Consider the following 24,096-nt stretch of genomic DNA (forward strand, 5'->3'; position numbering starts at 1 on the left):
AGCATTCCACCGCGGGCGCCGCGCCGAAAGCCCCCTGCCGGCTCAGTCCGGCAGCGCAGCGCCGCCGAGCAGGTCCCGGGCGATGGCGGTGCCGGCGCGCAGGCCCTGGTCGAAGGCACGGACGGCGTTCAGTCCTTCGGTATCCAGCGCGCCCCCGACGACGGTGTGCGCCGTGCCGGCAGCGGCCAGCCCGGCGGCCAGCCCGGTGGCAGGCTCCTGCCCGGCAGCCAGGATCACCGTGTCCGCCGCCACCAGCCCGGCCTCGCCGTCGGTGCGGGTGATTTCCACGCCCTCCGGCGTGATCCGGCGGTAGCTCACGCCGGTGAGCATGCGCACGCCGGCGGCGCGCAGCTGCTGCAGTACCGCCCAGCGCGTGGTGGGCCCAATGCCCTCGCCGACCCGCCCGCCGCGGCGCATGATCGTGATCTGCCGCGGCGCGTCTGCGGCCAGCAGGTGGGCGAGGTCGACGGCGATGCCGCCCGCGCCGATCACGGCCACCCGCGGCCCCACCCCGGCGGGATCGGCAAACGCCTGCCGGTAGTCCAGCACGTGCACCAGCCCGGTCCCGGGCAGCCGCACCCGGCGGGGGAGCACTCCGGTGCCGACCACCACGTGGGCATAGCCGGCCAGGCCGGCGGCATCGGCCGGATGGTCCGTCAGCACCCGGACGCCGAGGTCCACCAGCCTGTGCTCGAAGTAGCGGATGGTCTCCAGGAAGTCTTCCTTTCCCGGCACCCGGCCGGCCAGGCGGAACTGCCCGCCGATGCCGCCGGCCGCCTCGTAGAGGTCAACCGCTAGTCCTGCGGCGGCCAACGTGGCAGCCGCCTGCATGCCGGCCGGCCCGGCACCGGCCACGGCCACCGCCGGCCCCGCCGGTGCCCGTCCGGCAGCCGGTGCGGTGGGAAACTCCAGCTCGTGTCCGGCCCGCGGGTTGACCAGGCAGGAGACCGGCTCCGTGCCCAGGGCCCGGTCCAGGCACGCCTCGTTGCAGCCGATGCAGGTGTTGACCAGCGGCAGCCGGCCGGCCCGGGACGTGGCAATGATCGCAGGGTCGGCCAGGAACGGCCGGGCCATCGACACCAGGTCCAGGTCCCCCGCGGCCAGTGCCGCCTCCGCCTGCGGCAGTGAGTTCAGCCGGTTGGAGCCGATCACCGGGGTGGCCAGGCCCGCTGCCAGCAGCGCGCGCTTGATCCTCCGGGCCATCGGAAGCCAGTGCCCGTGCGGCACCAGGGACTGTACCGTGGGCACGGTGGACTCGTGCCAGCCGATGCCGATGTTCAGCGCATCGGCGCCGCCGCAGGCGAATTCGACGGCGAGTGCGTCCAGCTCGGCATCGGTGCTCGAGCCGTCCACCAGGTCCGTCCCGGAGGTGCGTACGATGATCGGGAAGCCGGCGCCTACGGCCGCGCGGACCGCGCGCAGGACCGCTACCGGGAAGCGGCGGCGCCGCACGGCATCGCCGCCCCACTCGTCCCGGCGCAGGTTGGTCAGCGGGGAGGCGAACTGGTTGAGCAGGTAGCCTTCCGAGCCCATGATTTCGACGGCGTCGAAACCCAGTCCGCGCGCCCGTCCGGCCCCCGCCGCGAAGTCAGCAATGGTCTGCTCGATCTGTGCGGCGGTCAGCGCCGCCGGTTCGCACCGGGACAGGCCGCTGTAGACGGCCGAGGGCGCTACCGGCCGCAGCCCGTAGGTCTGCTCGAAGGCGTAGCGGCCGGCGTGGAACAGCTGCAGGGCCAGATGCCCGCCGGCCGCGTGCACCGCGTCCACGGTCCGGGACAGCGCCGCCGCACATCCGGGTTCGTTGATCAGGGTGTAGCCCGGTCCGCCCGCTCCGGTACGGCTCACTGCCGCGCCGCCGGTGACGATCAGGTCCGCGCCGCCGTCCGCGCGCTCCCGGTAGAACTGCGCCAGGGCCGCGCCGCCGTCGTCGAGCTGTTCCAGGTTCAGGTGCATCGAGCCCATCACGATGCGGTGCCGCAGCTGCAGGGAGCCGATCCGTACGGGGGAGAGGGCACGGCCGGATCCCGGCGGAGAGGTCCTGTCCGCGGCCGGCTTCTGCTCGGTCACTGCAGCTCCTTTGCCGCCGGGGCGCGGATTCGCGTTTCGCGCCGATATCTGGCACACTGGATGACGTTGTTCAAGCGCTTTTGCGTGTCTTCACGCGAGACCGCGTCCCGCCCGGGATAATGCCCGGGGCAGGGTCAGGTCCGAAGAAGGCACTTCAAGCCCAAATATAACCCACCCCAATCATGTTGGGCGGAGTCTGCGGTATCGACGCGACACGCCCGAGCGCGGGGGTCGGAGCCTCGGCAGGGTGAGGAACCCGGATCCATCCGGATTCAGTCTGTTGGAGGGGCGCCAGATCGCGGCAGGCCGGGAAACCGGGCGTGGCCGGGAGGCGGGGCGCATGCCAGAAATTAACAGAGCAGCACTGAGAAAGAGAGCGGAGACGCCATGGCGGGACAGAAAATCCGCATCCGTCTGAAGTCATATGACCATGAGGTCATTGATGTTTCAGCACGGAAGATCGTCGAGACGGTCACGCGCGCAGGCGCAACGGTAGTGGGCCCGGTGCCGCTGCCGACGGAGAAGAACGTGTACTGCGTTATTCGTTCGCCGCACAAGTACAAGGACAGCCGCGAGCACTTCGAAATGCGCACGCACAAGCGTCTGATCGACATCATTGACCCCACGCCGAAGGCCGTTGACTCGCTCATGCGTCTTGACCTGCCTGCAGACGTGAACATCGAAATCAAGCTGTAAGGGGGCGCGGATCCATATGTCTACTTCGCTTACCCGCCAGGTGAAGGGCCTGCTGGGCACCAAGCTCGGCATGACCCAGGTTTGGGACGAGAACAACCGGGTTGTCCCGGTGACCGTTGTCCAGGCCGACTCCAACGTCGTTACCCAGCTGCTCAATGCAGAGCGTGACGGCTACACCGCCGTCCAGATCGGCTTCGGCGCGATCGACCCGCGCAAGGTCAACAAGCCGCTGGCCGGCCACTTCGAGAAGGCCGGCGTGACCCCGCGCCGCCACCTCGTCGAGCTGCGCACCTCCGACGCCGAGTCCTACGAACTGGGCCAGGAACTGTCCGTGGAGGTCTTCGAGGCCGGCCAGAAGGTCGACGTCGTCGGCACCAGCAAGGGCAAGGGCTTCGCCGGTGTCATGAAGCGTCACGGCTTCTCCGGCGTCGGTGCCTCCCACGGTGCCCACAAGAACCACCGCAAGCCCGGTTCCATCGGTGGCGCATCCACCCCGAGCCGCGTTTTCAAGGGCCTGCGTATGGCTGGCCGCATGGGCAACGTGCGCCACACCACCCAGAACCTGACCGTTCATGCCGTGGACGTCGAGAAGTCGCTGCTGCTGATCAAGGGCGCCGTCCCCGGTTCCCGTGGCTCGGTCGTCCTCGTCCGCACCGCAGTGAAGGGAGCCTGATCCAATGGCCAACACTGTCCAGGTAGACCTGCCTGCAGAGATCTTCGACGTCCAGACCAACGTGCCGCTGCTGCACCAGGTCGTCGTCGCACAGCTCGCTGCTGCACGCCAGGGTACCCACAAGACCAAGACCCGCGCCGAGGTTTCCGGTGCCGGCCGCAAGCCGTTCAAGCAGAAGGGCACCGGCCGCGCCCGCCAGGGTTCCATCCGCGCCCCGCACATGACCGGCGGCGGCGTCGTGCACGGCCCGACCCCGCGCGACTACAGCCAGCGCACCCCCAAGAAGATGAAGGCCGCCGCCCTGCGCGGTGCCCTGTCCGACCGGGCGCGCAACGGCCGCATCCACGTCCTGGACGCACTGGTCGAGGGCGAGAAGCCGTCGACCAAGGCAGCCATCCAGACTCTGCGTTCGGTGTCCGACCGCAAGAACCTGCTCGTGGTGATTGAGCGCGAGAACGATGTGGCGGCCCTGAGCCTGCGCAACATCGCTCAGGTCCACACGATCTACGTGGACCAGCTGAACACCTACGACGTGCTGGTCTCCGACGACGTGGTCTTCACCCAGGCCGCGTACGAGGCCTTCATCGCAGCCAAGACCACTGCCAAGGAGGACGCCAAGTGAGCGCGACCACCGCTAAGGACCCCCGCGACGTCGTTATTGCGCCCGTCGTTTCGGAAAAGAGCTACGGCCTGATCGACGAAGGTAAGTACACCTTCCTGGTCGACCCGCGCTCGAACAAGTCCGAGATCAAGTTCGCCGTGGAGAAGATCTTCTCCGTCAAGGTCGACTCGATCAACACCATCAACCGTGCCGGTAAGCGCAAGCGGACCAAGTTCGGATGGGGACAGCGCAAGAGCACCAAGCGTGCGATTGTCACCCTGAAGGAAGGCACTATCGACATCTTCGGCGGTCCGCTTTCCTAAGCGGAGACCACTTTAACGAGGAAATAAATTATGGGAATCCGTAAATACAAGCCGACCACCCCGGGCCGCCGTGGCTCGAGCGTGGCCGACTTCACCGAAATCACGCGGTCGACGCCGGAAAAGTCGCTGGTCCGCCCGCTGACCAAGACCGGCGGCCGCAACAACAGCGGTAAGATCACCACCCGGCACAAGGGCGGCGGCCACAAGCGCCAGTACCGTCTGATCGACTTCCGCCGCCACGACAAGGACGGCGTGCCGGCCAAGGTCGCGCACATCGAGTATGACCCGAACCGCACCGCCCGCATCGCGCTGCTCCACTACGTGGACGGCACCAAGCGCTACATCATCGCGCCGAACAAGCTGGCCCAGGGCGACATGGTCGAGGCCGGTCCGGACGCCGACATCAAGCCGGGTAACAACCTGCCGATGCGCAACATCCCCGTGGGTACCGTGATCCACGCGGTGGAGCTGCGCCCGGGCGGCGGCGCCAAGATGGCCCGCTCCGCCGGTGCCTCCGTGCAGCTGGTTGCCAAGGAAGGCCGCTTCGCGCAGCTGCGCCTGCCTTCCGGCGAAATCCGCAACGTTGACGTGCGCTGCCGCGCCACCGTGGGCGAGGTCGGCAACGCCGAGCAGTCCAACATCAACTGGGGCAAGGCCGGCCGCCTGCGTTGGAAGGGTGTCCGCCCGACCGTCCGCGGTGTCGCCATGAACCCGGTCGACCACCCGCATGGTGGCGGTGAGGGCAAGACCTCCGGTGGCCGCCACCCGGTCAACCCGAACGGCAAGCCCGAGGGCCGCACCCGCCGCCCCAACAAGGAAAGCGACAAGCTCATTGTGCGTCGCCGTCGTACTGGCAAGAACAAGCGATAGGAGCCTGGAAACATGCCACGCAGCCTGAAGAAAGGCCCCTTCGTCGACCAGCACCTCTTCCTGAAGGTCGCTGCCGAGAACGAAAAGGGCACCAAGAACGTCATCAAGACGTGGTCCCGCCGTTCGATGATCGTCCCCGACATGCTCGGGCACACGATCGCCGTACACGACGGACGCAAGCACATTCCGGTGTTTGTCACCGAGTCGATGGTCGGGCACAAGCTCGGCGAATTCGCCCCGACGCGGACTTTCCGCGGCCATGTGAAGGACGACCGTAAGGGCAAGCGCCGCTAGGCGCTGCTTTTACGGCAGAAGACGAGAGAAGGAAAGCAATGGAAGCCAAGGCTATTGCGCGCCATATTCGCGTAACGCCTATGAAGGCCCGGCGCGTCGTCAACCTTGTTCGTGGCAAGCAGGCGAATGAGGCTCTGGCAATTCTGAAGTTTGCCCCGCAGGCAGCTTCGGAGCCGGTATCGAAGGTGCTCGCGTCGGCAGTTGCCAACGCCCGCGTCCTCGCAGACCGCGACGGCGTCGCCTTTGACGAGAGCGACCTCTACATCAGCGAGGCATTTGTTGATGAGGGTCCGACCATGAAGCGGTTCCAGCCGCGTGCCCAGGGCCGCGCGTTCCGCATCAAGAAGCGGACCAGCCACATCACGGTTGTCGTCGCCACCCCGGAGAAAGAGGAGGACCAGTAAGTGGGACAGAAAGTAAACCCGCACGGATTCCGACTCGGTATCACCACCGACCACGTTTCCCACTGGTTCGCCGACAGCAACAAGGCCGGCCAGCGCTACAAGGACTTCGTCCGTGAGGACGTCAAGATCCGCCAGCTCATGTCCACGGGCATGGAGCGCGCCGGTATCGCCAGGGTGGAGATCGAGCGTACCCGTGACCGCGTCCGCGTGGACATCCACACGGCCCGTCCGGGCATCGTGATCGGCCGCCGCGGCGCCGAGGCGGACCGCATCCGCGGCGAGCTGGAGAAGCTGACCGGCAAGCAGGTGCAGCTGAACATCCTCGAGGTCAAGAACCCCGAGATCGAAGCGCAGCTGGTAGCCCAGGGCGTGGCCGAGCAGCTGACCTCGCGCGTGGCCTTCCGCCGCGCCATGAAGAAAGCCATTCAGTCCGCGCAGCGCGCCGGTGCCAAGGGTATCCGCGTGCAGTGCTCGGGCCGTCTGGGCGGCGCCGAAATGAGCCGTTCGGAGTTCTACCGCGAAGGCCGTGTGCCCCTGCACACCCTGCGCGCGAACATCGACTACGGCTTCTTCGAGGCCAAGACCACCTTCGGCCGCATCGGCGTGAAGGTCTGGATCTACAAGGGCGACGTCACCGCCAAGGAACTGGCTGCCCAGCAGGCTGCCGCTCCGTCGTCCCGCGGCCGCGGCGACCGTCCGGGCCGCGGCCCGGCCGACCGTGGCGACCGTGGCGACCGTGGAGATCGCCGCCGTCGTACTGACCGCAACGCTGCTCCGGCAGCCGAGGCCGCACCGGCCGCCGAGGCTGCCGCCGAGGCTCCGGCTGCAGAAGGAGGAGAGGCTTAAATGCTTATCCCACGTCGAGTCAAGCACCGTAAGCAGCACCACCCGGGTCGTTCCGGCGCTGCTACCGGCGGCACCCAGGTCAGCTTCGGCGAGTGGGGTATCCAGGCGCTTACGCCCGCATACGTCACCAACCGCCAGATCGAGGCAGCCCGTATTGCCATGACCCGCCACATCAAGCGTGGCGGCAAGGTCTGGATCAACATCTATCCGGACCGTCCGCTGACCAAGAAGCCTGCCGAAACCCGCATGGGTTCCGGTAAGGGTTCGCCGGAGTGGTGGGTTGCAAACGTCAAGCCGGGCCGGGTTCTGTTCGAACTCTCCGGTGTCAATGAAGAGGTAGCTCGCGAGGCCCTGCGCCTGGCGATCCACAAGCTGCCGTTGAAGGCACGCATTGTGCGTCGCGAGGGTGGTGAATAGACATGGCAGTTGGTTCGAAGGAACTGGCATCCAAGCAGCTCGAGACTTTCGACAGTGAGCGTCTCGTAGAGGAACTGCGCAAGGCCAAGGAGGAGCTGTTCAACCTCCGTTTCCAGTCCGCCACCGGGCAGCTGGAGAACCACGGCCGGCTCAAGGCCGTCAAGCGCGACATCGCCCGCATCTACACGGTGCTGCGCGAACGCGAGCTGGGCATCCGCCCCGAGGTCGAGGCTTCGGCCCAGGAGGCTCCGGCCGACAAGAAGGCAAAGAAGTCCAAGAAGGACGAGGAAGCCGCCGAGGCTCCCGCCGCCGAGGATGATGCCAAATGAGTGAGAAGGAAGCAGCTGTGACCCCAGCACAGGATCGTGGCACCCGGAAGACCCTGCGCGGCTACGTCGTGTCCGACAAGATGGACAAGACGATCGTCGTCGAGGTCGAGGACCGCGTGAAGCACGCCCTGTACGGCAAGGTTCTGCGCCGTAACTCCAAGGTCAAGGCGCACGACGAGCAGAACAGCGCCGGCATCGGCGACCTGGTCGTCATCGCCGAGACCCGCCCGCTGTCCGCGACCAAGCGGTGGCGCCTGGTGGAGATCGTCGAAAAGGCCAAGTAGTCCCCGCGGCTGCCCCTGAATCCGCTTCGCGGATCCGGGGGCCCCGGCCGCGTGGGCCCAGTGCAAGCTGTGCCGGGCCCGTCCGTGAAGGCGGGCGGGCCCGGTCCTCAGGTTTCCCGCCGGGCCGGCGGCGGTTTTCCGCCGCCGGCCACGGAGGGTTTGAAGGGGAGATTGTTCCCCTTGAAAATTACGAGCCCCCGGCCGCGTGCCCGGCTGGAACCAGCCGGATTTCGTGTCCGGGGTGCCTTGGTAATACACTAGTAATCTTGCCTGTGCCGTTTGGGAGGACTATCCACCTTCCCGTCTGGACAGAACAGGCAAATTCCCGCAATCGCCTTCGGGCTTAGCGCTGACGCGCGGCCAGGGGGAGCCCGGTGCGGGGCCAACCCATATCCGTTCCGCAAGGCTCAGAGTTGCTCTGAGAACCGGCGCGACGACAGGAGTAATAAGTGATTCAGCAGGAGTCGCGACTGAAGGTCGCCGACAACACGGGTGCCAAGGAAATCCTCACCATCCGCGTTCTCGGTGGATCCGGCCGTCGCTACGCAGGCATTGGCGACGTCATTGTTGCCACCGTCAAGGATGCTATCCCGGGCGGCAACGTAAAGAAGGGTGACGTCGTCAAGGCGGTCGTCGTCCGTACCAAGAAGGAACGCCGCCGTGCGGACGGTTCCTACATCAAGTTCGACGAGAACGCCGCAGTGATCCTGAAGAACGACGGCGACCCCCGCGGTACCCGTATCTTCGGCCCGGTTGGGCGCGAGCTTCGCGATAAGAAGTTCATGAAGATCATTTCGCTGGCTCCGGAGGTGCTGTAACCATGGGCGCAAAGATCAAGAAGGGCGACCTGGTCCAGGTCATCACCGGTGCCACGCAGGTCCGCGGCGGCGACCGCGGCAAGCAGGGCAAGGTCCTGAAGGTGTTCCCGGAGACCAACCGCGTGCTGGTCGAGGGCATCAACCGCGTCACCAAGCACACCAAGGTCGGCCAGTCCTCCCGCGGTACCAAGACCGGCGGCATCGAGGTTGTTGAAGCCCCGCTGCACGTCTCCAACGTCGCCATCGTCGACCCGGAGACCAAGAAGCCGACCCGCGTCGGCTTCCGGCTGGAGACCGTCGAGAAGGACGGCGTACAGAAGACCGTGCGTGTTCGCTACGCCAAGGCTTCCGGAAAGGCACTCTAATGACTGAAGCAGCTGTGAAGATCCAGCCGCGCCTGAAGGCCAAGTACGCCGGCGAAATCCGCGAATCCCTGCAGCAGGAATTCAAGTACGCCAACGTCATGCAGATCCCGCGCCTGGTCAAGGTCGTGGTGAACATGGGTGTCGGCGATGCCGCCAAGGATTCCAAGCTGATCGACGGCGCCGTGCGCGACCTGACCGAGATCACCGGCCAGAAGCCCATGGTCACCAAGGCCCGCAAGTCCATCGCCCAGTTCAAGCTGCGCGAAGGCATGCCGATCGGTACGCACGCCACGCTGCGCGGCGACCGGATGTGGGAATTCGTGGACCGCCTGGTCACGCTCGCCCTGCCGCGTATCCGCGACTTCCGCGGTCTGAACGGCAAGCAGTTCGACGGCAACGGCAACTACACCTTCGGTCTGACCGAACAGTCCATGTTCCACGAGATCGATCAGGACAAGATCGACCGTGTGCGCGGTATGGACATCACCGTGGTGACCACCGCCAAGACCGACGACGAAGGCCGCGCGCTGCTCAAGGCGCTGGGCTTCCCGTTCAAGACCGAAGATTAATCTAACTACGTAACAGGTCCGGTTCCTAGGAAACCGTTACGAGAAAGGGCAAGAGCCCAATGACTATGACAGATCCTGTCGCAGACATGCTGACGCGTCTGCGCAATGCAAACTCGGCATACCACGACACCGTGTCCATGCCGTACAGCAAGCTGAAGGCACGCGTGGCCGACATCCTGAAGGCAGAAGGCTACATCGCCGGCTGGAAGGAAGAGGAAGCCGAGGGCGGCTTCAAGAAGCTGACCATCGACCTGAAGTTCGGGCCGAACCGCGAGCGTTCCATCGCCGGCATCCGCCGCATCTCCAAGCCCGGTCTGCGTGTTTACGCGAAGTCCACCAACCTGCCGCGTGTGCTCGGTGGCCTGGGTATCGCAATCCTGTCCACCTCTTCCGGGCTGATGACTGATCGTCAGGCCGGCAAGAAGGGCGTGGGCGGCGAAGTCCTCGCGTACGTCTGGTAACGGGAAGGAAAGAGAATAATGTCACGTATTGGACGTCTCCCCATCACCGTTCCCGCCGGCGTCGATGTCAAGATCGACGGCAACGTCGTCTCCGTCAAGGGCGCCAAGGGCGAACTGACCCACGAGGTCGCTTCCCCGATCGCGGTCTCGCTGGACGAGAACACCCTGACGGTTTCCCGCCCGAACGACGAGCGCGCTTCCCGCTCGCTGCACGGCCTGACCCGCACCCTGATCAGCAACATGATCATCGGTGTGACCGAAGGCTACGAAAAGAAGCTTGAGATCGTCGGCACCGGTTACCGTGTGCAGGCCAAGGGTTCGGACCTCGAGTTCGCCCTGGGCTTCAGCCACCCGGTGAACGTGGCGGCTCCCGAGGGCATCAGCTTTGCCGTCGAGGGTCCGACCAAGCTCACCGTCTCTGGCATCAGCAAGCAGCAGGTCGGCGAGGTCGCTGCCAACATCCGCAAGCTGCGCAAGCCGGACCCTTACAAGGGCAAGGGCATCCGTTACGCCGGCGAAGTTATCCGCCGCAAGGTCGGAAAGGCTGGTAAGTAATCATGGCGATCAGCATCAACAAGAAGCGCTCGTCCAAGAGCAAGTCCGCTGCCCGTGGACGCCGCCACCTGCGCGTGCGCAAGCGCGTCTCCGGTACCGCGGTCCGTCCGCGCCTGGTGGTCACCCGCTCGGCACGCCACATGTTCGTCCAGGTAGTCGACGACACCAAGGGTGTGACCGTGGCCTCGGCGTCCACCATGGAAGCCGACCTGCGCGCCTTCGAAGGCGACAAGACGGCCAAGGCCAAGCGCGTGGGCGGCCTCGTCGCCGAGCGTGCCAAGGCTGCCGGCATTGAAGCAGTCGTCTTCGACCGCGGCGGCAACAAGTACCACGGCCGGGTGGCCGCGGTGGCCGACGGCGCACGTGAAGGTGGGCTGGCCCTGTGACCGCTGAGAATAACGAAAAGGATACTCAGGTGACTGAAGCAACTGAGACCACCGCTGCCGCCGGTTCGGCGGAGGGCACCGTCTCTGCGGCGTCTTCCCAGGATGAGCGCCGCGGCGGACGCCGTGGCGAGCGCGGCGACCGTGGCGGCCGCGGCGAGCGTGGCGGCCGTGGCGGCCGCGACGGCGGGCGCGACGCCGAGAAGGACAAGTTCCTCGAGCGCGTCGTGACCATCAACCGCGTGGCCAAGGTCGTCAAGGGCGGCCGGCGCTTCAGCTTCACTGCCCTGGTGGTTGTCGGCGACGGCAACGGCCTGGTCGGCGTGGGTTACGGCAAGGCCAAGGAAGTTCCCGCGGCCATCGCCAAGGGCGTCGAGGAAGCCAAGAAGTCCTTCTTCCGCGTCCCGATCATCGCCGGCACGGTGCCCCACCGTGTCCAGGGCGAGGCTGCCGCAGGCGTGGTCATGCTGCGTCCGGCGGCAGCCGGTACCGGTGTTATCGCCGGTGGTCCGGTCCGCGCCGTGCTCGAGTGCGCCGGGGTGCACGATGTGCTCTCCAAGTCGCTGGGTTCCTCCAACGCGATCAACATCGTGCACGCCACCGTCGACGCGCTGCGCCGGCTGGAAGAGCCGCAGGCAGTGGCTGCCCGCCGCGGCCTGCCGCTGGATGAGGTTGTTCCGGCGAATCTGCTCCGCAATCTCCAGCAGAAGGCAGGTGCGTAATGACTACGCGTAAGAATCTGGCTCCGTCCGACGCGAAGCTGGAAATCACCCAGATCAAGTCCGTCATTGGCGGCAAGCAGAACCACCGCGACACCCTGCGGTCACTGGGTCTGAAGCGCATCGGCCACACCGTGGTCCGCAGCGCCGACGCCGTGACCGTGGGCATGGTGAACACTGTTTCCCACCTGGTGAAGGTCGAGGAGGCGAAGTAGAGATGGCACAAGAGAACAACACTCTGAAGGTCCACCACCTGCGTCCTGCCCCCGGTGCCAAGACCTCCAAGACCCGCGTTGGTCGTGGTGAAGGCTCCAAGGGTAAGACCGCCGGCCGTGGTACCAAGGGCACCAAGGCCCGTTACCAGGTCAAGGCCGGCTTCGCGGGCGGGCAGCTGCCGCTGCACATGCGCCTGCCGAAGCTGCGCGGGTTCAAGAACCCGTTCCGGGTCGAGTACCAGGTGGTCAACCTGGACAAGCTCAGCGAGCTGTTCCCGGAAGGCGGCGACGTGACCGTCGAGGCCCTGGTGGCCAAGGGCGCGGTCCGCAAGAACCAGCCCGTGAAGGTCCTGGGCACCGGCGACATCACCGTCAAGGTCGATGTGAAGGTCGACGCCTTCTCCGCCAGCGCTGCTGAGAAGATCGCCGCCGCCGGCGGTTCGGCGACGGAGCTCTAAGCTCCCGGTCCCGGATCTTCCACCGCACCCATGAGGCTCCCGCGAGCCGGCTGACGCCGGTTCGCGGGAGCCTCCGGTGCTTAACGCACGGCCCCGGCGGGGCCACCGGTTTAATCAGGATGCGGCGGAACCGATAGACTCGGTAGTTGTGACTTGCCGCCATCGGGCATCAAAGAAATTCAGGAGGACGCTTGCTTAGCGCAATTGGCCGGGTATTCCGGACGCCGGACTTGCGACGCAAGTTGTTGTTCACACTCGGAATCATCACCATCTACCGCCTGGGTGCCTTCATCCCGGCCCCGGGCGTCGATTACGGGAACGTGCAGCAATGCTTGGCGTTGGGCAACACCAGCGGCGGACTCTACCAGTTCGTCAATCTCTTCAGCGGCGGTGCGCTGCTGCAGGTGTCCATCTTCGCCCTGGGCATCATGCCCTACATCACCGCGAGCATCATCGTCCAGCTGCTGCGGGTGGTCATTCCCCGTTTCCAGGAGCTGCACGAAGAAGGCGCCCAGGGCCAGTCCAAGCTCACCCAGTACACCCGCTACCTGACCATCGCGCTGGGCCTGCTCAACGCCACCACGCTGGTCTCGCTGGCCCGCAGCGGGGCGCTGCTGGGCAACTGCCCGGTGCCGCTGATCCCGGACGACAACCTGGTCACCATCATCCTGCTGATCATCACCCTCACCGCCGGCACCGGCATGATCATGTGGATGGGCGAGCTGGTCACCGAAAAGGGCGTCGGCAACGGCATGTCCATCCTGATCTTCGTTTCCATCGCCGCCGGCTTCCCCAATGCGATCGGCGAGATCCTCACCGCCCAGGGCGTCAATGTCTTCCTCGGCGTGCTGGTGGTGGGCCTGTTCGTGATCGCCGCGGTGATCTTCGTCGAGCAGTCCCAGCGCCGCATCCCGGTGCAGTACGCCAAGCGCATGGTTGGCCGCCGCACGCTGGGCGGAACCAGCACCTACATCCCGATCAAGGTGAACATGGCCGGCGTCATTCCGGTCATCTTCGCCTCGTCGATGCTCTACCTGCCGTCCCTGATCGCCCAGTTCAACACGCCCACGGACGGCACGACGCCGCCGCCGGAATGGGTGAACTGGATCAACACCTACCTGGTCCGGGGCGACCACCCGCTGTACATGGCGCTCTACTTCGCCATGATCGTTTTCTTCACCTACTTCTACGTGGCGATCACCTTCAACCCGACCGAGGTCGCGGAAAACATGAAGAAGTACGGCGGCTTCATCCCGGGAATCCGGGCCGGCCGTCCGACCGCCGACTACCTCGAGTATGTGCTCTCACGGATCACGTTGCCCGGAGCGCTCTACCTGGGGTTGATTGCCCTGATTCCGCTGATGGCCCTGGTGCTGATCAACGCGAACCAGAGCTTCCCGTTCGGCGGCACCTCTATCCTCATCATGGTTGGCGTGGGGCTGGAGACGGTGAAGCAGATTAATGCCCAGCTACAGCAACGGCACTACGAAGGACTACTGCGATGACACGAATGCTCATTATTGGCCCGCCCGGATCCGGCAAGGGGACCCAGGCATCACGTATTTCCGAGCGCCTGGCCATCGTTGCCATCTCCACCGGGGATATCTTCCGCGCCAACGTCAAGGAAGAGACCCCGCTGGGACTGGAGGCGAAGAAGTACATCGATAATGGCGACTTTGTGCCCGACAGCGTCACGAACAACATGGTGCGCGACCGGCTGGCCCAGCCCGATGTCCAGGACGGCTTCCTGCTGGACGGCTACCCCCGCACCGGCGCCCAGGTGGACGAACTGGACTCGATCCTGGCCGGGAACGGCGAGAAGCTCGATGTCGTGCTCCAGCTGACCGCCGACGACGAGGAACTGGTGCGCCGGCTGCTCTCCCGGGCGGAGCTGGAAGGCCGCGCGGACGACACCGAGAACGTCATCCGCCACCGCCTGGACCTGTACCACGAGCAGACCGAGGCAGTGGTTTCCCGCTACGTGGACCGGGGCATCGTGGCCAAGGTCGACGGCATCGGGGCCATCGACGAGGTCACCGACCGCATCATGGAAGCGCTCAAGAGCGTCACCGCCTGAACACCGCACCAGCAGGCCCCGTTGTTCCGGACAGCCCCGCTCGCTGCCGCGTGGAGATCAAGCCGCGTAGCGACGCAGCGGGAAACCGGACACGGGGCCTGCGGCATTTAACAGAAGAGAAGGACCCCATGGCATTCCGCCAGCCCAGCATCGAATACAAGACCACGGACCAGATCCGCAAAATGCGCACCGCCGGCCTGGTGGTCAGCCGCGCCCTCGACGCTGCGGTGGCTGCCGCCGTCGTCGGCGCCACCACCCGCGACATCGACGCCGCCTTCGAAGCGGTGCTGGACGAGGCCGGGGCGAAGAGCAACTTCAAGGGCTACCACGGTTTCCCGGCCACGGTCTGCGTCTCGGTAAACGAGGAAGTTGTCCACGGCATCCCGGGGGACCGGGTGCTGCAGGACGGGGATGTCCTGTCCGTCGACGGCGGCTGCAGCGTGGACGGCTGGCACGGGGACTCGGCCCGCGGCGTGATCGTAGGTACCGCGGATCCGGAGGACCAGCGGCTCTCGGATGTGACCGAAGCGGCGATGTGGCGGGGGATCGCGGCACTGGCCGGCGGACAGCGCGTGGGGGACATCGGCAACGCGATCGACGACTACGTCAGCTCCGTGCCGGGCAAGCCGCTGGGGATCCTCGAAGACTACGTCGGCCACGGCATCGGAACCGCGATGCACCAGGCCCCGGACGTGCTCAACTACCGCACCAACCACCGCGGCCCCAAGATCCGGCCCGGCCTGTGCCTGGCCATCGAGCCGATGCTGGTGCGCGGGAACATCGAGACCCGGGTGCTGGAGGACGACTGGACCGTGGTCACCACCGACGGCTCCCGCTCCTGCCAGTGGGAGCACACCGTCGCGGTGCACAGCGGCGGCATCTGGGTGCTCACCGCAGAGGACGGGGGAGCGGCGAAGCTGGCCCCGCTCGGCGTCACCCCGGTCCCGCTGGACTGACCCGCCCTCCGGTCCGCCGGAGGGCGCCGGGGGTCCTGCGTGATCGTCGCCGTTGCGCCGTGTCCGGGCAACCGCGTCCGATTGTCGGTAGCACCGGCTTTACTGGTGGCGACTGACATTTGCGATGAAAGGACCCCGAAAACACCATGATGGGAGCACACCACGCCCTCTCCGGCGCGGCGGCCTGGGTGGCGCTGACCACCCAGTACAGGATTCCGCTGGACTGGATCACGGTGCCGGCCGGCTGGGGCGAGCAGACCCTGACCGTGGGTGCCGGACTGATGGACGTGGGGCCGGTCGGCGTGCTGACCGGCGCCCTAGTCAGCGCCGGCGCAGCGCTGGTGCCGGACGCGGACCACCACAACGCCACCATTGCCCATTCGCTGCCGCCGGTTTCCAAGGCCGTCTGCTCCGGCATCGGCGCCGTCTCCGGCGGCCACCGCAAGGGCACGCACTCGGTCCTGGGCATCTTCGCGTTCATCGCCGTCGCGTTCATCGCCGGGCTGTGGACCATGGAGGTTCCCACCTTCGGCACCATCTACCCGGGCGCCGGCATCCTGTGCGTGCTGCTGGTGGCCTTCGCGGCCAAGGCACTGAAGTTCATCCCCGACCGGCTGCAGAAGATCCCCTGGGTGGTCGGACTGTCCGTGGCGGCCTTCATCGCTGCCTTTGCGCCGGAGCAACAGAACTGGTTCCCGATCGCGATGGGCGTGGGGGTGATCATGCACATCGTGGGGGACATGCTCACCACCGGCGGCGTCAACCTGATCTGGCCGCTGCGGTTCAAACCGCCGCGGGTCCTGCGCAAGGTCCCGGTGGTCAGCTGGATCTGGCGGCCCAACGGATACTTCGCCATGCCCGTGCTGGGCGATGCCGGATCGGTGCGGGAATGGCTGCTGCTGGTTCCGGTCAGCGCCTACGTGATCCTCGGCATGGGTGCGGCCACCTTCAGCATCGGCAAGGTGGCGGTGCTGGCCCTGGCCGCACTGTGAGCGGTACGCCCGGACCGGCGCTCCTCCCGTAGCGCCTATCCGCCTCCTACCGCTCGCTTCGCTCGCAGCGGGGCCCTCGGCAAGAGAGCCGCCAAGGGTCCCCGTGCGCGAAGCGCGCGGGGCAGGCGGCGAACGCTAGGCTGGCGCCATGGCATCCTCGATAACCGATGTCCCGGGGATCCGGGTGGGACAGGTAGACCGCGCCGGCGACGGCTGGCTGACCGGCGTGACGGTGGTGCTGCCGCCGCCGGGTACCGTCGGGGCCGTGGACGTCCGCGGCGGAGGCCCGGCCACGCATGAGACGGACGCACTGGACCCCACGGCCCTGGTGCGCACGGTGGATGCCGTGGTCCTGGCCGGCGGCAGCTCCTTCGGCCTGGCCGCGGCCATCGGAGCCCAGCGCTGGTGCGAGGAGCAGGGGCGAGGCTTCCGGACCCGGAATGCGCTGGTGCCGATTGTCCCGGCCGCGGCGATCTACGACCTGGGCCGCGGCGGGGAGCTTCGGGCCCGTCCGGACGCCCAGATGGGGTACGACGCCACAGCCGCGGCTGGCGCATGCCCCGAGTTTGCTCCGGTGCGGCGCGGGAATGCCGGCGCCGGGATGGGCGCTGCGGTGGACTTCGGCCGGTACAAGGGCGGCGTGGGCACTGCCTCGCTGCGGATGGCCGGGGCCAACGGGCCGGTCGTGGTGGGGGCGCTGGCGGTGGTCAACGCCGCCGGGGCCCCCGTGCTGCCCGGCCGCTCCGCCGCCGGCCGGCAGGCCGGGGACCGGACGCCCGGAGGGCATGGCCCGCTGAACACCACGTTGTGCGTGGTGGCCACCAATGCCGTGCTGGACCCGGCCGAAGCCAAGCGGACGGCGTCGGCCGCGCACGCCGGCCTGGCCCGCGCGCTGGACCCGTCGCACACCTTGGTGGACGGCGACGTCGTCTTCTGCCTGGCCACCGGCGCCCGGCCGCTGGCCGCGGAGGGCGAGGTGGACCCGCGGATGCAGCTGCAGATCCTGGCCGCGGATGCGGTGCGGCTGGCGATCCTTGACGCGGTGGCCAGCGCCGAAGCGGTAGAAACCTCCGCCGTCGGACTTGCAAAGCATCCCGATTTAACTTAAGGGCGGTGCAGGAGTACAGTTGTCTGTTGGTTGTGTCTGCCTCCGTGCGCTTTTTTATGGGCGCGGAAGCCGGAACTTCCCGGATGCCGCGCTGGTGCCAGCGTGCGGAGCCAGGCAATCAGAGCCCAAAACCAGCCCCCGCCCCTGCGGCGGTGGTTACTAACGTTAGCGGAGGATATGGCTAAAAAAGACGGTGTCATTGAGATTGAAGGCACTGTGCAGGAAGCGCTGCCCAATGCGATGTTCCGAGTTGAACTGACCAACGGGCACGTTGTGCTTGCCCACATCTCAGGCAAAATGCGCCAGCACTACATCCGGATCCTCCCCGAGGACCGTGTTGTGGTGGAACTTAGCCCGTACGACCTCTCCCGGGGCCGTATCGTCTACCGCTACAAGTAAAGACTTTCTGCGTCCCCTCCGGGGGTCGCATTAAGTAGTTACGCAATTTTAAAAAACTGCTAGCAACGCAAAGGATAACCATGAAGGTCCAGCCGAGCGTCAAGCAGATCTGCGATAAGTGCAAGGTGATCCGCCGTAATGGCCGGGTCATGGTGATCTGCGAAAACCCGCGCCACAAGCAGCGCCAGGGCTAGTCCCCCTGCTCGTATGAGCAGGGGCGCCCGCGCGTCGTAATTCCATAAAAGGCAGTGCAGCAGGAGCCTTTCCTGCATACCCCCGGGCTCGGAGGCCGGGGACCTGGCAACAGGGCCGCATTGCTTCAGACCTCCGGATACCACAAGGAGAACCGCCAATATGGCTCGTCTCGCTGGCGTAGACATTCCCCGCGAAAAGCGGGTAATCATCGCGCTCACTTACATCTACGGCGTGGGCAAGACCCGTGCAGAGCAGACCATCGCAGAGACCGGCATCAGCCCGGACACGCGCGTCAAGGACCTCACCGATGCGGAGCTCGTGCAGCTGCGTGACTACATCGAAGGCAACTTCAAGGTCGAGGGTGACCTCCGCCGCGAAGTGGCCGCTGACATCCGCCGCAAGGTTGAGATCGGCAGCTACGAAGGCCTCCGCCACCGCCGCGGCCTGCCCGTTCGCGGACAGCGCACCAAGACCAACGCTCGTACCCGCAAGGGCCCGAAGCGCACCGTCGCCGGTAAGAAGAAGGCCGGCCGCTAAACAGCGGTTGGTAGCTACCCCTGAACCTTTGTAGTAGGAGATCAAATGCCCCCGAAGACTCGTGGAGCGGTCCGCAAGCCGCGTCGCAAGGATAAGAAGAATATTGCGCTGGGACAGGCGCATATCAAGAGCACCTTTAACAACACCATCGTGTCCATCACGGATCCGAACGGTGCTGTGATTTCCTGGGCGTCCGCCGGCGAAGTCGGCTTCAAGGGCTCCCGCAAGTCCACCCCGTTCGCCGCGCAGATGGCTGCCGAGGCCGCTGCCAAGCGCGCCCAGGAGCACGGCCTGAAGAAGGTCGACGTCTTCGTGAAGGGCCCGGGGTCCGGACGCGAAACCGCCATCCGTTCGCTGCAGGCCGCTGGCCTCGAGGTCGGCTCCATCCAGGACGTCACCCCCAGCGCCCACAACGGTTGCCGTCCCCCGAAGCGCCGCCGCGTCTAGTCGGTCCTCAGGCAACTTTCGGCCGCCGTACGGAATTCCCCCAGCTTGCTGCGGGATCCTTGCGGCGGCTGAAAGGCCATTGCCGTGCCTAGGCGGCGGCATTGGCGTGCCTGGCAGACCGGCCAGCCGTCCCTTTCCACCAATCGTGTTGCGTCATATAGCGGATGCTCGCTGAAAGGAAAACTAAGTGCTTATTGCACAGCGCCCCACTCTTACTGAAGAAGTAGTGGCCGATAACCGCTCCCGGTTCGTCATCGAACCGCTGGAGCCGGGCTTCGGCTACACCCTCGGCAACTCGCTGCGCCGCACGCTGCTGTCCTCGATCCCCGGTGCTGCCGTTACGAGCATCCGGATCGACGGTGTGCTGCACGAGTTCACCACGGTTCCGGGTGTGAAGGAAGATGTCACCGAGATCATCCTGAACATCAAGAACCTGGCCGTCTCCTCCGAGCATGACGAGCCCGTGGTCGCCTACCTGCGCAAGCAGGGACCCGGCGTCGTCACCGCCGCGGACATCGCACCGCCGGCCGGTGTGGAGTTCCACAACCCGGACCTGCACATCGCCACGCTGAACGAGAAGGGCAAGTTCGAGCTCGAGCTGACCATCGAGCGCGGCCGCGGCTACGTTTCCGCCGCCCAGAACAAGTCCGGCGACGCGGAGATCGGCCGTATTCCGGTGGACTCGATCTACTCGCCGGTGCTGAAGGTCACCTTCAAGGTTGAGGCGACCCGTGTTGAGCAGCGTACCGACTTCGACCGCCTGATCGTCGACGTCGAGACCAAGGATTCCATTGCCCCGCGCGACGCCGTCGCCTCGGCCGGAACCACCCTGGTTGAGCTGTTCGGCCTGGCCCGCGAACTGAACACCGCCGCCGAAGGCATCGAGATTGGCCCGAGCCCGACGGATGCCGCCCTGGCAGCCGACATGGCCCTGCCGATCGAGGACCTGGAGCTCACCGTACGCTCCTACAACTGCCTCAAGCGCGAGGGCATCCACACCGTGGGTGAGCTCGTGGCCCGCTCCGAAGCCGACCTGATGGACATCCGGAACTTCGGTGCCAAGTCCATCGACGAGGTCAAGGCCAAGCTGGTGGAACTGGGTCTGTCCCTGAAGGATTCCCCTCCAGGGTTCGACCTGGCCGCGCGTGCCGCAGCCATCGAAGAGGACGAAGCCGGCTACACCGAGGACGAACTCTAAAACGCAGGAATTTTGCCGTACCGACGCCCGGAGCGTTCTGCGGCACCATTTGAGGAGAATACATAATGCCTACGCCCACCAAGGGTCCGCGCCTCGGCGGCGGTCCGGCCCACGAGCGCCTGATGCTCGCGAACCTGGCCGCGTCGCTCTTCGAGCACAAGCGCATCACCACCACCGTCACCAAGGCTAAGCGGCTGCGCCCGTACGCCGAGCGCCTGATCACCTTCGCCAAGCGCGGTGACCTGGCCTCCCGCCGCCGGGTGCAGGGTGCCATTTCGGCCCGCAACAACACCAACAAGGGCATCGTGCACGAGCTCTTCACCGAGATCGCGCCGCAGCTGTCCAACCGCGACGGCGGCTACACCCGCATCACCAAGATCGGCAACCGCAAGGGCGACAACGCCCCCATGGCCGTCATCGAACTGGTGCTGGAGCCCGTTTCCCCGAAGCAGGCTGTGGTGAAGGAAGCCGAGAAGGCCGCTGAGAAGGCCGCCCCGGCTGCTCCGGTTGCCGAGGAGACCCCGGCCACCGAGGCTGTGGAAACCGAGGCTGCCGAAGCTCCGGCCGCCGAGGAAGCTGCCGCAACCGAGGCCGAGGCCGCCGAGGCCCCCGCCGCTGAAGAAGCCCCGGAAGCCGAAGAGAAGAAGTAGTTTCTTCCGGCTAGACTCGGAGTATGTCTGAACAGCAGCCCGCCGTCCCCGAACCGGACGGCGGGCTGCTGCGTGTGCGGATGGATCTTTCGTACGACGGCGCGCCGTTCCGCGGCTGGGCCGTGCAGCCCGGGCACCTGACCGTCCAGGGCGCGCTGGAGGAGGCGCTCGAGGTCCTGATCCGCCGCCCGGTGCGGCTGACTGTGGCGGGCCGGACCGACGCCGGGGTGCACGCACGCGGCCAGGTGGTCCACTTCGACCTTGACCCGGGGGAGTGGCAGGCGCTGTCCCGCGGCCGGGACATCGATCCCGGCGCGGCTCTGGTGCGCCGGCTGCGCGGCGTGCTGTCGAAGGTGCTCGGCGGCCGGGCCGGTGCGCCGTCGCCGCTGCGCACTTTGGCCGGGGCCATCGAGATCCACTCGGCGGTGCCGGCCCCGCCCGGGTTCGACGCGCGGTTCTCGGCGCTGTCGCGCCGCTACAGCTACCGGATCGCGGACCGGCCCGAACTGTGGGACCCGCTGACCCGCAACACCACCCTCTGGCATGACCGCGAGCTGGATCCCAAGATGATGAACAATGCCGCCGGGCGCCTGATCGGGATCCACGACTTCCTGTCCTTCTGCAAGCCCCGCGAGGGCGCCACCACCATCCGCGAACTGCAGCACTTCTCCTTTGTCCGCGGCCACGATGGCGTGATCACGGCTACCGTGCAGGCGGACGCCTTCTGCCACAACATGGTGCGCGCCCTGATCGGTGCATCGCTGATCGTGGGGACCGAACACGATCCGTACTGGCTGCACCAGCGGCTGCTGGCCCAGGTCCGGGATTCGCAGACCAAGCTGGCGGCGCCGCATCCGCTGGTGCTGGAGCACGTAGCGTACCCGGAGGACCACGAGATGATGGTGCTGCGGGCCGCGCAGACCCGGGCCAAGCGTGAGGACCTGTCGGAAACCTAAAGAAGCGGCTCCGGCCGGGTTGATAGGGCAACCCGGCCGGAGCCGCCTGCGTGCACCCGTGCCTTCCCCCACAAAAACACAGGTAGTCTGCGGGGTGTCCGAGCCGCCGGGGCTGTTTGACGGCCCGGACCTCCCTGAATCAAACATTTCACCTTTGGGCTGGCTGCTCAAGATGCGGGACTACTCGAATTGTGCCTGGAACTTACGGGTCTTGGTACACGGAAATGTGGGTAGCGCGGACGGCAGGACGATCCGGCGACGCCGGCCGCGCGGCCAGTAGGCCGCCGGGGCTCGGCCTGCGGATCAGTCGGACACGCAAAGAGGCGGTCCCGGCCGGGATTTCTCCAGGGGCATCAGCCGGGACCGCCGTTCGGCGCCTGTGCCTTCCCCCACCAAGGCACAGGCAGTCTATTCAAGCTTTGATCGCCGTCTAGATCCTCATGAAAGTGTTCATGATGTTGATCGCGGCCGGCCCGAGCAGCACGATGAACAGCACCGGGAAAATGCAGAACAGCAGCGGGAAGAGCACCTTGACCGGCAGCTTCATGGCCTTTTCCTCGGCGCGCTGGCGCCGCTTGATCCGGGCCTGTTTGGCCTGGATCCGCAGCACCTTGGCGATACCGATACCGTACTTGTCGGCCTGGACGACGGCACGGACGAAACTCTTCAGATCCTGGACGGTGCTGCGCTCTGCCATCGCTTGGTAGGCTTCCAAGCGGCTGCGTCCCACCTGGATATCGTGCAGGGTGCGGACCAGTTCTTCGGCCAGCGGACCTTTTCCGCTCTGCCCGGCCCGCGCCATAGCTGTTTCGAAGCCTAGCCCGGCCTCCACCGAGATCAGCATCTGGTCCAAGGTGTTCGGCAGCTCCTGCTCAATCAGCTGCTGGCGCTTGATGCCGTTGTTGTAGACCAGCAGATCGGGGAGGAAATAACCGAGCACCATGATGACGACGGCCAGCAGGATTGTCCCGGTGCTGAGGTTGCGGGCTACCAGGAGGATGCCCAGGACGGCCCCGGCCAAGGCCAGCGCCGGTTTGGCAATGAGAATCCGTTCCAGCGGCATGGATATCGGCCGGCCGGCCATGGCCAGCAGCCTGTCCAACTTACCTACGTAGCTGCGCGGCGTAATTTTGTGAGCCATGCCCAGGAAGATCGGGGGACGGCTCGAGGTCCTGTCCGATGCCGCCGTCGTGTCCCGGCCAAGATTGGACTGGATCAGCAGTGCGGAGCGCCGGTCCACGGAGACAAAGGACCAAAGCAGGTAGGTGGTGGGCAGGATGATAAGGGCCGTCAGCGACCACGCGGTGAGAGTCATGGAGTTTCCGCCTTAGAACTTGATCTTGATGACACGGCTCATCCACACGGAGCCTGCGACCAGCAGCAGTCCGCCGAAGCCCACCATCACCCAACCGAGGAGGCTTTGGGTCAAGGTTCCGACGTAGCCGGGATTGATGACGCTGATGGCGAGTGCGACGCAGATCGGCAGCGCCACCAAGACATAGGCGGAGATTTTGCCTTCCGCACTCAGTGCCCGGATTTGTCCCCTGATCTGGCTTCGTTCCCGGATGGTTTCGCCAACTTGGTCCAGCACCTCTGCCAGGTCTCCGCCGACCTCGCGGTTGATGTCTACCGCCTGGCCGATCCAGCCGAAATCCTCGCTGCGCATGCGGCCCGCAGATTCCATAATTGCTGCGGTAAAGTCACGGCCAAGCCTGGACTCATTGACGATCCGACTCAGTTCCTCGGACATCGGTGCCTCGGATTCCTGCGCGGCAGCGTCGAAGGAACTGAGGATGCTGTGGCCGGCACGCAGGCCACCGGTGAGCATCAGCAGGGTGTCCAGAAGCTGCGCATCAAACTTTGCCCGCCGCTTGTCCGCGAGTATTCCGAGCGCCAGTTTGGCCAGCAGCGGTGCCAGTACGGCCAGCAGGATGCCGGCGAACGCATGCACCAGCAGCCCGCCGGCGAGACCGAGCACCAAACTTCCGGCCAGGACCAGGACGGTGAAGTCTGCGGGTGCGAGACGTACACCGGCGTTGTACAGGACGTTTCGATTGAACCATCCGCCCGAGTGTCCCATCATGCCGTCCACGGTGCTGACAGTGGTGTCCGCGAAACGCGAAAGGGCTGAACCTTTCTTGAATCCATCCGGCCGACGCCTTGACAGCGGAACGTCGGCGGTTCGTGGCCTCAGCACCACCGCGAACAACAACACGATCGCCATGACGACCATC

35 protein-coding genes are annotated in these 24,096 nt (G+C 66.1%); 32 read left to right on the forward strand and 3 right to left on the reverse strand.

Going from position 1 to position 24,096, the window contains the following annotated elements:
* Positions 1 to 42: 42 nt before the first annotated feature.
* On the reverse strand, positions 43 to 2,067 hold the full coding sequence (locus LVY72_RS24590) for an oxidoreductase (protein WP_237818932.1): 2,025 nt from the start codon (positions 2,065 to 2,067) through the stop codon (positions 43 to 45).
* Positions 2,068 to 2,454: 387 nt separating this feature from the next.
* Between LVY72_RS24590 and rpsJ the strand changes: the two genes are divergently transcribed.
* The 32 genes from rpsJ (at position 2,455) to LVY72_RS06720 (ending at position 21,862) form a co-directional block, all read left to right on the forward strand.
* Positions 2,455 to 2,763 (forward strand): 30S ribosomal protein S10, encoded by a 309-nt coding sequence (gene rpsJ / locus LVY72_RS06565; protein ID WP_003803825.1) that lies wholly within the window; start codon positions 2,455 to 2,457, stop codon positions 2,761 to 2,763.
* A 16-nt stretch (positions 2,764 to 2,779) separates the two neighbouring features.
* Entirely contained in the window at positions 2,780 to 3,436 is a 657-nt protein-coding gene (gene rplC, locus LVY72_RS06570; RefSeq protein WP_237818935.1) for a 50S ribosomal protein L3, read from the forward strand.
* 4 nt (positions 3,437 to 3,440) lie between these two features.
* Positions 3,441 to 4,058: a 50S ribosomal protein L4 gene (gene rplD, locus LVY72_RS06575; protein ID WP_237818937.1), complete on the forward strand. Its 618-nt coding sequence runs from the start codon at positions 3,441 to 3,443 to the stop codon at positions 4,056 to 4,058.
* Positions 4,055 to 4,360, forward strand: coding sequence for a 50S ribosomal protein L23 (gene rplW / locus LVY72_RS06580; RefSeq protein ID WP_237818939.1), 306 nt, complete (start codon positions 4,055 to 4,057; stop codon positions 4,358 to 4,360). Before rplD ends, rplW begins: the two co-directional genes overlap by 4 nt.
* Before the next feature lie 30 nt (positions 4,361 to 4,390).
* Positions 4,391 to 5,230: a 50S ribosomal protein L2 gene (gene rplB / locus LVY72_RS06585; RefSeq protein ID WP_237818941.1), complete on the forward strand. Its 840-nt coding sequence runs from the start codon at positions 4,391 to 4,393 to the stop codon at positions 5,228 to 5,230.
* A gap of 12 nt (positions 5,231 to 5,242) precedes the next feature.
* Positions 5,243 to 5,524 carry a 30S ribosomal protein S19 gene (rpsS, locus tag LVY72_RS06590; protein WP_168484906.1) on the forward strand — a complete coding sequence of 94 codons (282 nt, stop codon included), beginning with the start codon at positions 5,243 to 5,245 and terminating at the stop codon, positions 5,522 to 5,524.
* A gap of 38 nt (positions 5,525 to 5,562) precedes the next feature.
* Positions 5,563 to 5,928, forward strand: a complete 366-nt coding sequence (rplV, locus tag LVY72_RS06595) for a 50S ribosomal protein L22 (protein WP_237818943.1) — start codon at positions 5,563 to 5,565, stop codon at positions 5,926 to 5,928.
* Complete coding sequence (gene rpsC / locus LVY72_RS06600; RefSeq protein WP_237818945.1) at positions 5,929 to 6,774, forward strand: 30S ribosomal protein S3; 846 nt, start codon at positions 5,929 to 5,931, stop codon at positions 6,772 to 6,774.
* Positions 6,775 to 7,191 (forward strand): 50S ribosomal protein L16, encoded by a 417-nt coding sequence (rplP, locus tag LVY72_RS06605; RefSeq protein ID WP_237818947.1) that lies wholly within the window; start codon positions 6,775 to 6,777, stop codon positions 7,189 to 7,191.
* Between the two features lie 2 nt (positions 7,192 to 7,193).
* A complete protein-coding gene (gene rpmC / locus LVY72_RS06610) occupies positions 7,194 to 7,520 on the forward strand; it encodes a 50S ribosomal protein L29 (protein ID WP_237818949.1) in 327 nt (108 codons plus the stop codon).
* Entirely contained in the window at positions 7,517 to 7,804 is a 288-nt protein-coding gene (gene rpsQ, locus LVY72_RS06615) for a 30S ribosomal protein S17 (RefSeq protein WP_269092257.1), read from the forward strand. Before rpmC ends, rpsQ begins: the two co-directional genes overlap by 4 nt.
* 449 nt (positions 7,805 to 8,253) lie before the next feature.
* On the forward strand, positions 8,254 to 8,622 hold the full coding sequence (gene rplN / locus LVY72_RS06620; RefSeq protein ID WP_237818952.1) for a 50S ribosomal protein L14: 369 nt from the start codon (positions 8,254 to 8,256) through the stop codon (positions 8,620 to 8,622).
* A 2-nt stretch (positions 8,623 to 8,624) separates the two neighbouring features.
* Entirely contained in the window at positions 8,625 to 8,987 is a 363-nt protein-coding gene (gene rplX / locus LVY72_RS06625) for a 50S ribosomal protein L24 (protein WP_237818954.1), read from the forward strand.
* Entirely contained in the window at positions 8,987 to 9,556 is a 570-nt protein-coding gene (rplE, locus tag LVY72_RS06630; protein ID WP_237818957.1) for a 50S ribosomal protein L5, read from the forward strand. Before rplX ends, rplE begins: the two co-directional genes overlap by 1 nt.
* A 59-nt stretch (positions 9,557 to 9,615) precedes the next feature.
* Positions 9,616 to 10,017, forward strand: coding sequence for a 30S ribosomal protein S8 (gene rpsH / locus LVY72_RS06635; protein WP_237818959.1), 402 nt, complete (start codon positions 9,616 to 9,618; stop codon positions 10,015 to 10,017).
* Between the two features lie 18 nt (positions 10,018 to 10,035).
* Positions 10,036 to 10,572: a 50S ribosomal protein L6 gene (gene rplF / locus LVY72_RS06640; RefSeq protein ID WP_237818962.1), complete on the forward strand. Its 537-nt coding sequence runs from the start codon at positions 10,036 to 10,038 to the stop codon at positions 10,570 to 10,572.
* A 2-nt stretch (positions 10,573 to 10,574) separates the two neighbouring features.
* Positions 10,575 to 10,958 (forward strand): 50S ribosomal protein L18, encoded by a 384-nt coding sequence (gene rplR, locus LVY72_RS06645; protein WP_237818964.1) that lies wholly within the window; start codon positions 10,575 to 10,577, stop codon positions 10,956 to 10,958.
* Positions 10,959 to 10,987: 29 nt separating this feature from the next.
* Entirely contained in the window at positions 10,988 to 11,677 is a 690-nt protein-coding gene (gene rpsE / locus LVY72_RS06650; RefSeq protein ID WP_237818966.1) for a 30S ribosomal protein S5, read from the forward strand.
* Entirely contained in the window at positions 11,677 to 11,889 is a 213-nt protein-coding gene (gene rpmD / locus LVY72_RS06655) for a 50S ribosomal protein L30 (protein ID WP_237818967.1), read from the forward strand. The genes rpsE and rpmD overlap by 1 nt, the downstream gene beginning before the upstream one ends.
* 2 nt (positions 11,890 to 11,891) lie before the next feature.
* Complete coding sequence (gene rplO / locus LVY72_RS06660; protein WP_237818969.1) at positions 11,892 to 12,347, forward strand: 50S ribosomal protein L15; 456 nt, start codon at positions 11,892 to 11,894, stop codon at positions 12,345 to 12,347.
* Positions 12,348 to 12,538: 191 nt separating this feature from the next.
* The gene (gene secY, locus LVY72_RS06665) at positions 12,539 to 13,852 is read left to right on the forward strand and encodes a preprotein translocase subunit SecY (protein WP_237818971.1); all 1,314 of its coding nucleotides are present in this window, start codon (positions 12,539 to 12,541) and stop codon (positions 13,850 to 13,852) included.
* The gene (locus tag LVY72_RS06670; protein ID WP_237818973.1) at positions 13,849 to 14,424 is read left to right on the forward strand and encodes an adenylate kinase; all 576 of its coding nucleotides are present in this window, start codon (positions 13,849 to 13,851) and stop codon (positions 14,422 to 14,424) included. Before secY ends, LVY72_RS06670 begins: the two co-directional genes overlap by 4 nt.
* A 128-nt stretch (positions 14,425 to 14,552) precedes the next feature.
* Positions 14,553 to 15,380 (forward strand): type I methionyl aminopeptidase, encoded by an 828-nt coding sequence (gene map, locus LVY72_RS06675; protein ID WP_237818975.1) that lies wholly within the window; start codon positions 14,553 to 14,555, stop codon positions 15,378 to 15,380.
* Between the two features lie 146 nt (positions 15,381 to 15,526).
* Positions 15,527 to 16,372 carry a metal-dependent hydrolase gene (locus LVY72_RS06680; RefSeq protein WP_237818977.1) on the forward strand — a complete coding sequence of 282 codons (846 nt, stop codon included), beginning with the start codon at positions 15,527 to 15,529 and terminating at the stop codon, positions 16,370 to 16,372.
* 148 nt (positions 16,373 to 16,520) lie between these two features.
* Complete coding sequence (locus tag LVY72_RS06685; protein ID WP_237818979.1) at positions 16,521 to 17,480, forward strand: P1 family peptidase; 960 nt, start codon at positions 16,521 to 16,523, stop codon at positions 17,478 to 17,480.
* Positions 17,481 to 17,657: 177 nt separating this feature from the next.
* A complete protein-coding gene (infA, locus tag LVY72_RS06690; RefSeq protein ID WP_005267757.1) occupies positions 17,658 to 17,879 on the forward strand; it encodes a translation initiation factor IF-1 in 222 nt (73 codons plus the stop codon).
* An 80-nt stretch (positions 17,880 to 17,959) separates the two neighbouring features.
* Positions 17,960 to 18,073 carry a 50S ribosomal protein L36 gene (gene rpmJ / locus LVY72_RS06695; RefSeq protein WP_012397712.1) on the forward strand — a complete coding sequence of 38 codons (114 nt, stop codon included), beginning with the start codon at positions 17,960 to 17,962 and terminating at the stop codon, positions 18,071 to 18,073.
* Between the two features lie 160 nt (positions 18,074 to 18,233).
* A complete protein-coding gene (gene rpsM / locus LVY72_RS06700) occupies positions 18,234 to 18,611 on the forward strand; it encodes a 30S ribosomal protein S13 (RefSeq protein WP_237818981.1) in 378 nt (125 codons plus the stop codon).
* Between the two features lie 45 nt (positions 18,612 to 18,656).
* Positions 18,657 to 19,058, forward strand: a complete 402-nt coding sequence (gene rpsK / locus LVY72_RS06705; protein WP_237818983.1) for a 30S ribosomal protein S11 — start codon at positions 18,657 to 18,659, stop codon at positions 19,056 to 19,058.
* Between the two features lie 187 nt (positions 19,059 to 19,245).
* On the forward strand, positions 19,246 to 20,256 hold the full coding sequence (locus LVY72_RS06710) for a DNA-directed RNA polymerase subunit alpha (protein WP_237818986.1): 1,011 nt from the start codon (positions 19,246 to 19,248) through the stop codon (positions 20,254 to 20,256).
* 65 nt (positions 20,257 to 20,321) lie between these two features.
* Positions 20,322 to 20,906: a 50S ribosomal protein L17 gene (rplQ, locus tag LVY72_RS06715; RefSeq protein ID WP_237818988.1), complete on the forward strand. Its 585-nt coding sequence runs from the start codon at positions 20,322 to 20,324 to the stop codon at positions 20,904 to 20,906.
* A 23-nt stretch (positions 20,907 to 20,929) separates the two neighbouring features.
* The gene (locus LVY72_RS06720) at positions 20,930 to 21,862 is read left to right on the forward strand and encodes a tRNA pseudouridine synthase A (protein ID WP_237818990.1); all 933 of its coding nucleotides are present in this window, start codon (positions 20,930 to 20,932) and stop codon (positions 21,860 to 21,862) included.
* 430 nt (positions 21,863 to 22,292) lie between these two features.
* On the opposite strand, the gene LVY72_RS06725 is transcribed toward LVY72_RS06720, so the two are convergent.
* Both LVY72_RS06725 and LVY72_RS06730 read right to left on the reverse strand, forming a co-directional pair.
* Positions 22,293 to 23,177: a type II secretion system F family protein gene (locus LVY72_RS06725; RefSeq protein ID WP_237818992.1), complete on the reverse strand. Its 885-nt coding sequence runs from the start codon at positions 23,175 to 23,177 to the stop codon at positions 22,293 to 22,295.
* 12 nt (positions 23,178 to 23,189) lie between these two features.
* Complete coding sequence (locus LVY72_RS06730) at positions 23,190 to 24,095, reverse strand: type II secretion system F family protein (protein WP_237818994.1); 906 nt, start codon at positions 24,093 to 24,095, stop codon at positions 23,190 to 23,192.
* Position 24,096 lies beyond the last annotated feature (1 nt).

Source organism: Arthrobacter hankyongi (assembly GCF_022012395.1).
GTDB classification, from domain to species: Bacteria; Actinomycetota; Actinomycetes; order Actinomycetales; family Micrococcaceae; genus Crystallibacter; species Crystallibacter hankyongi.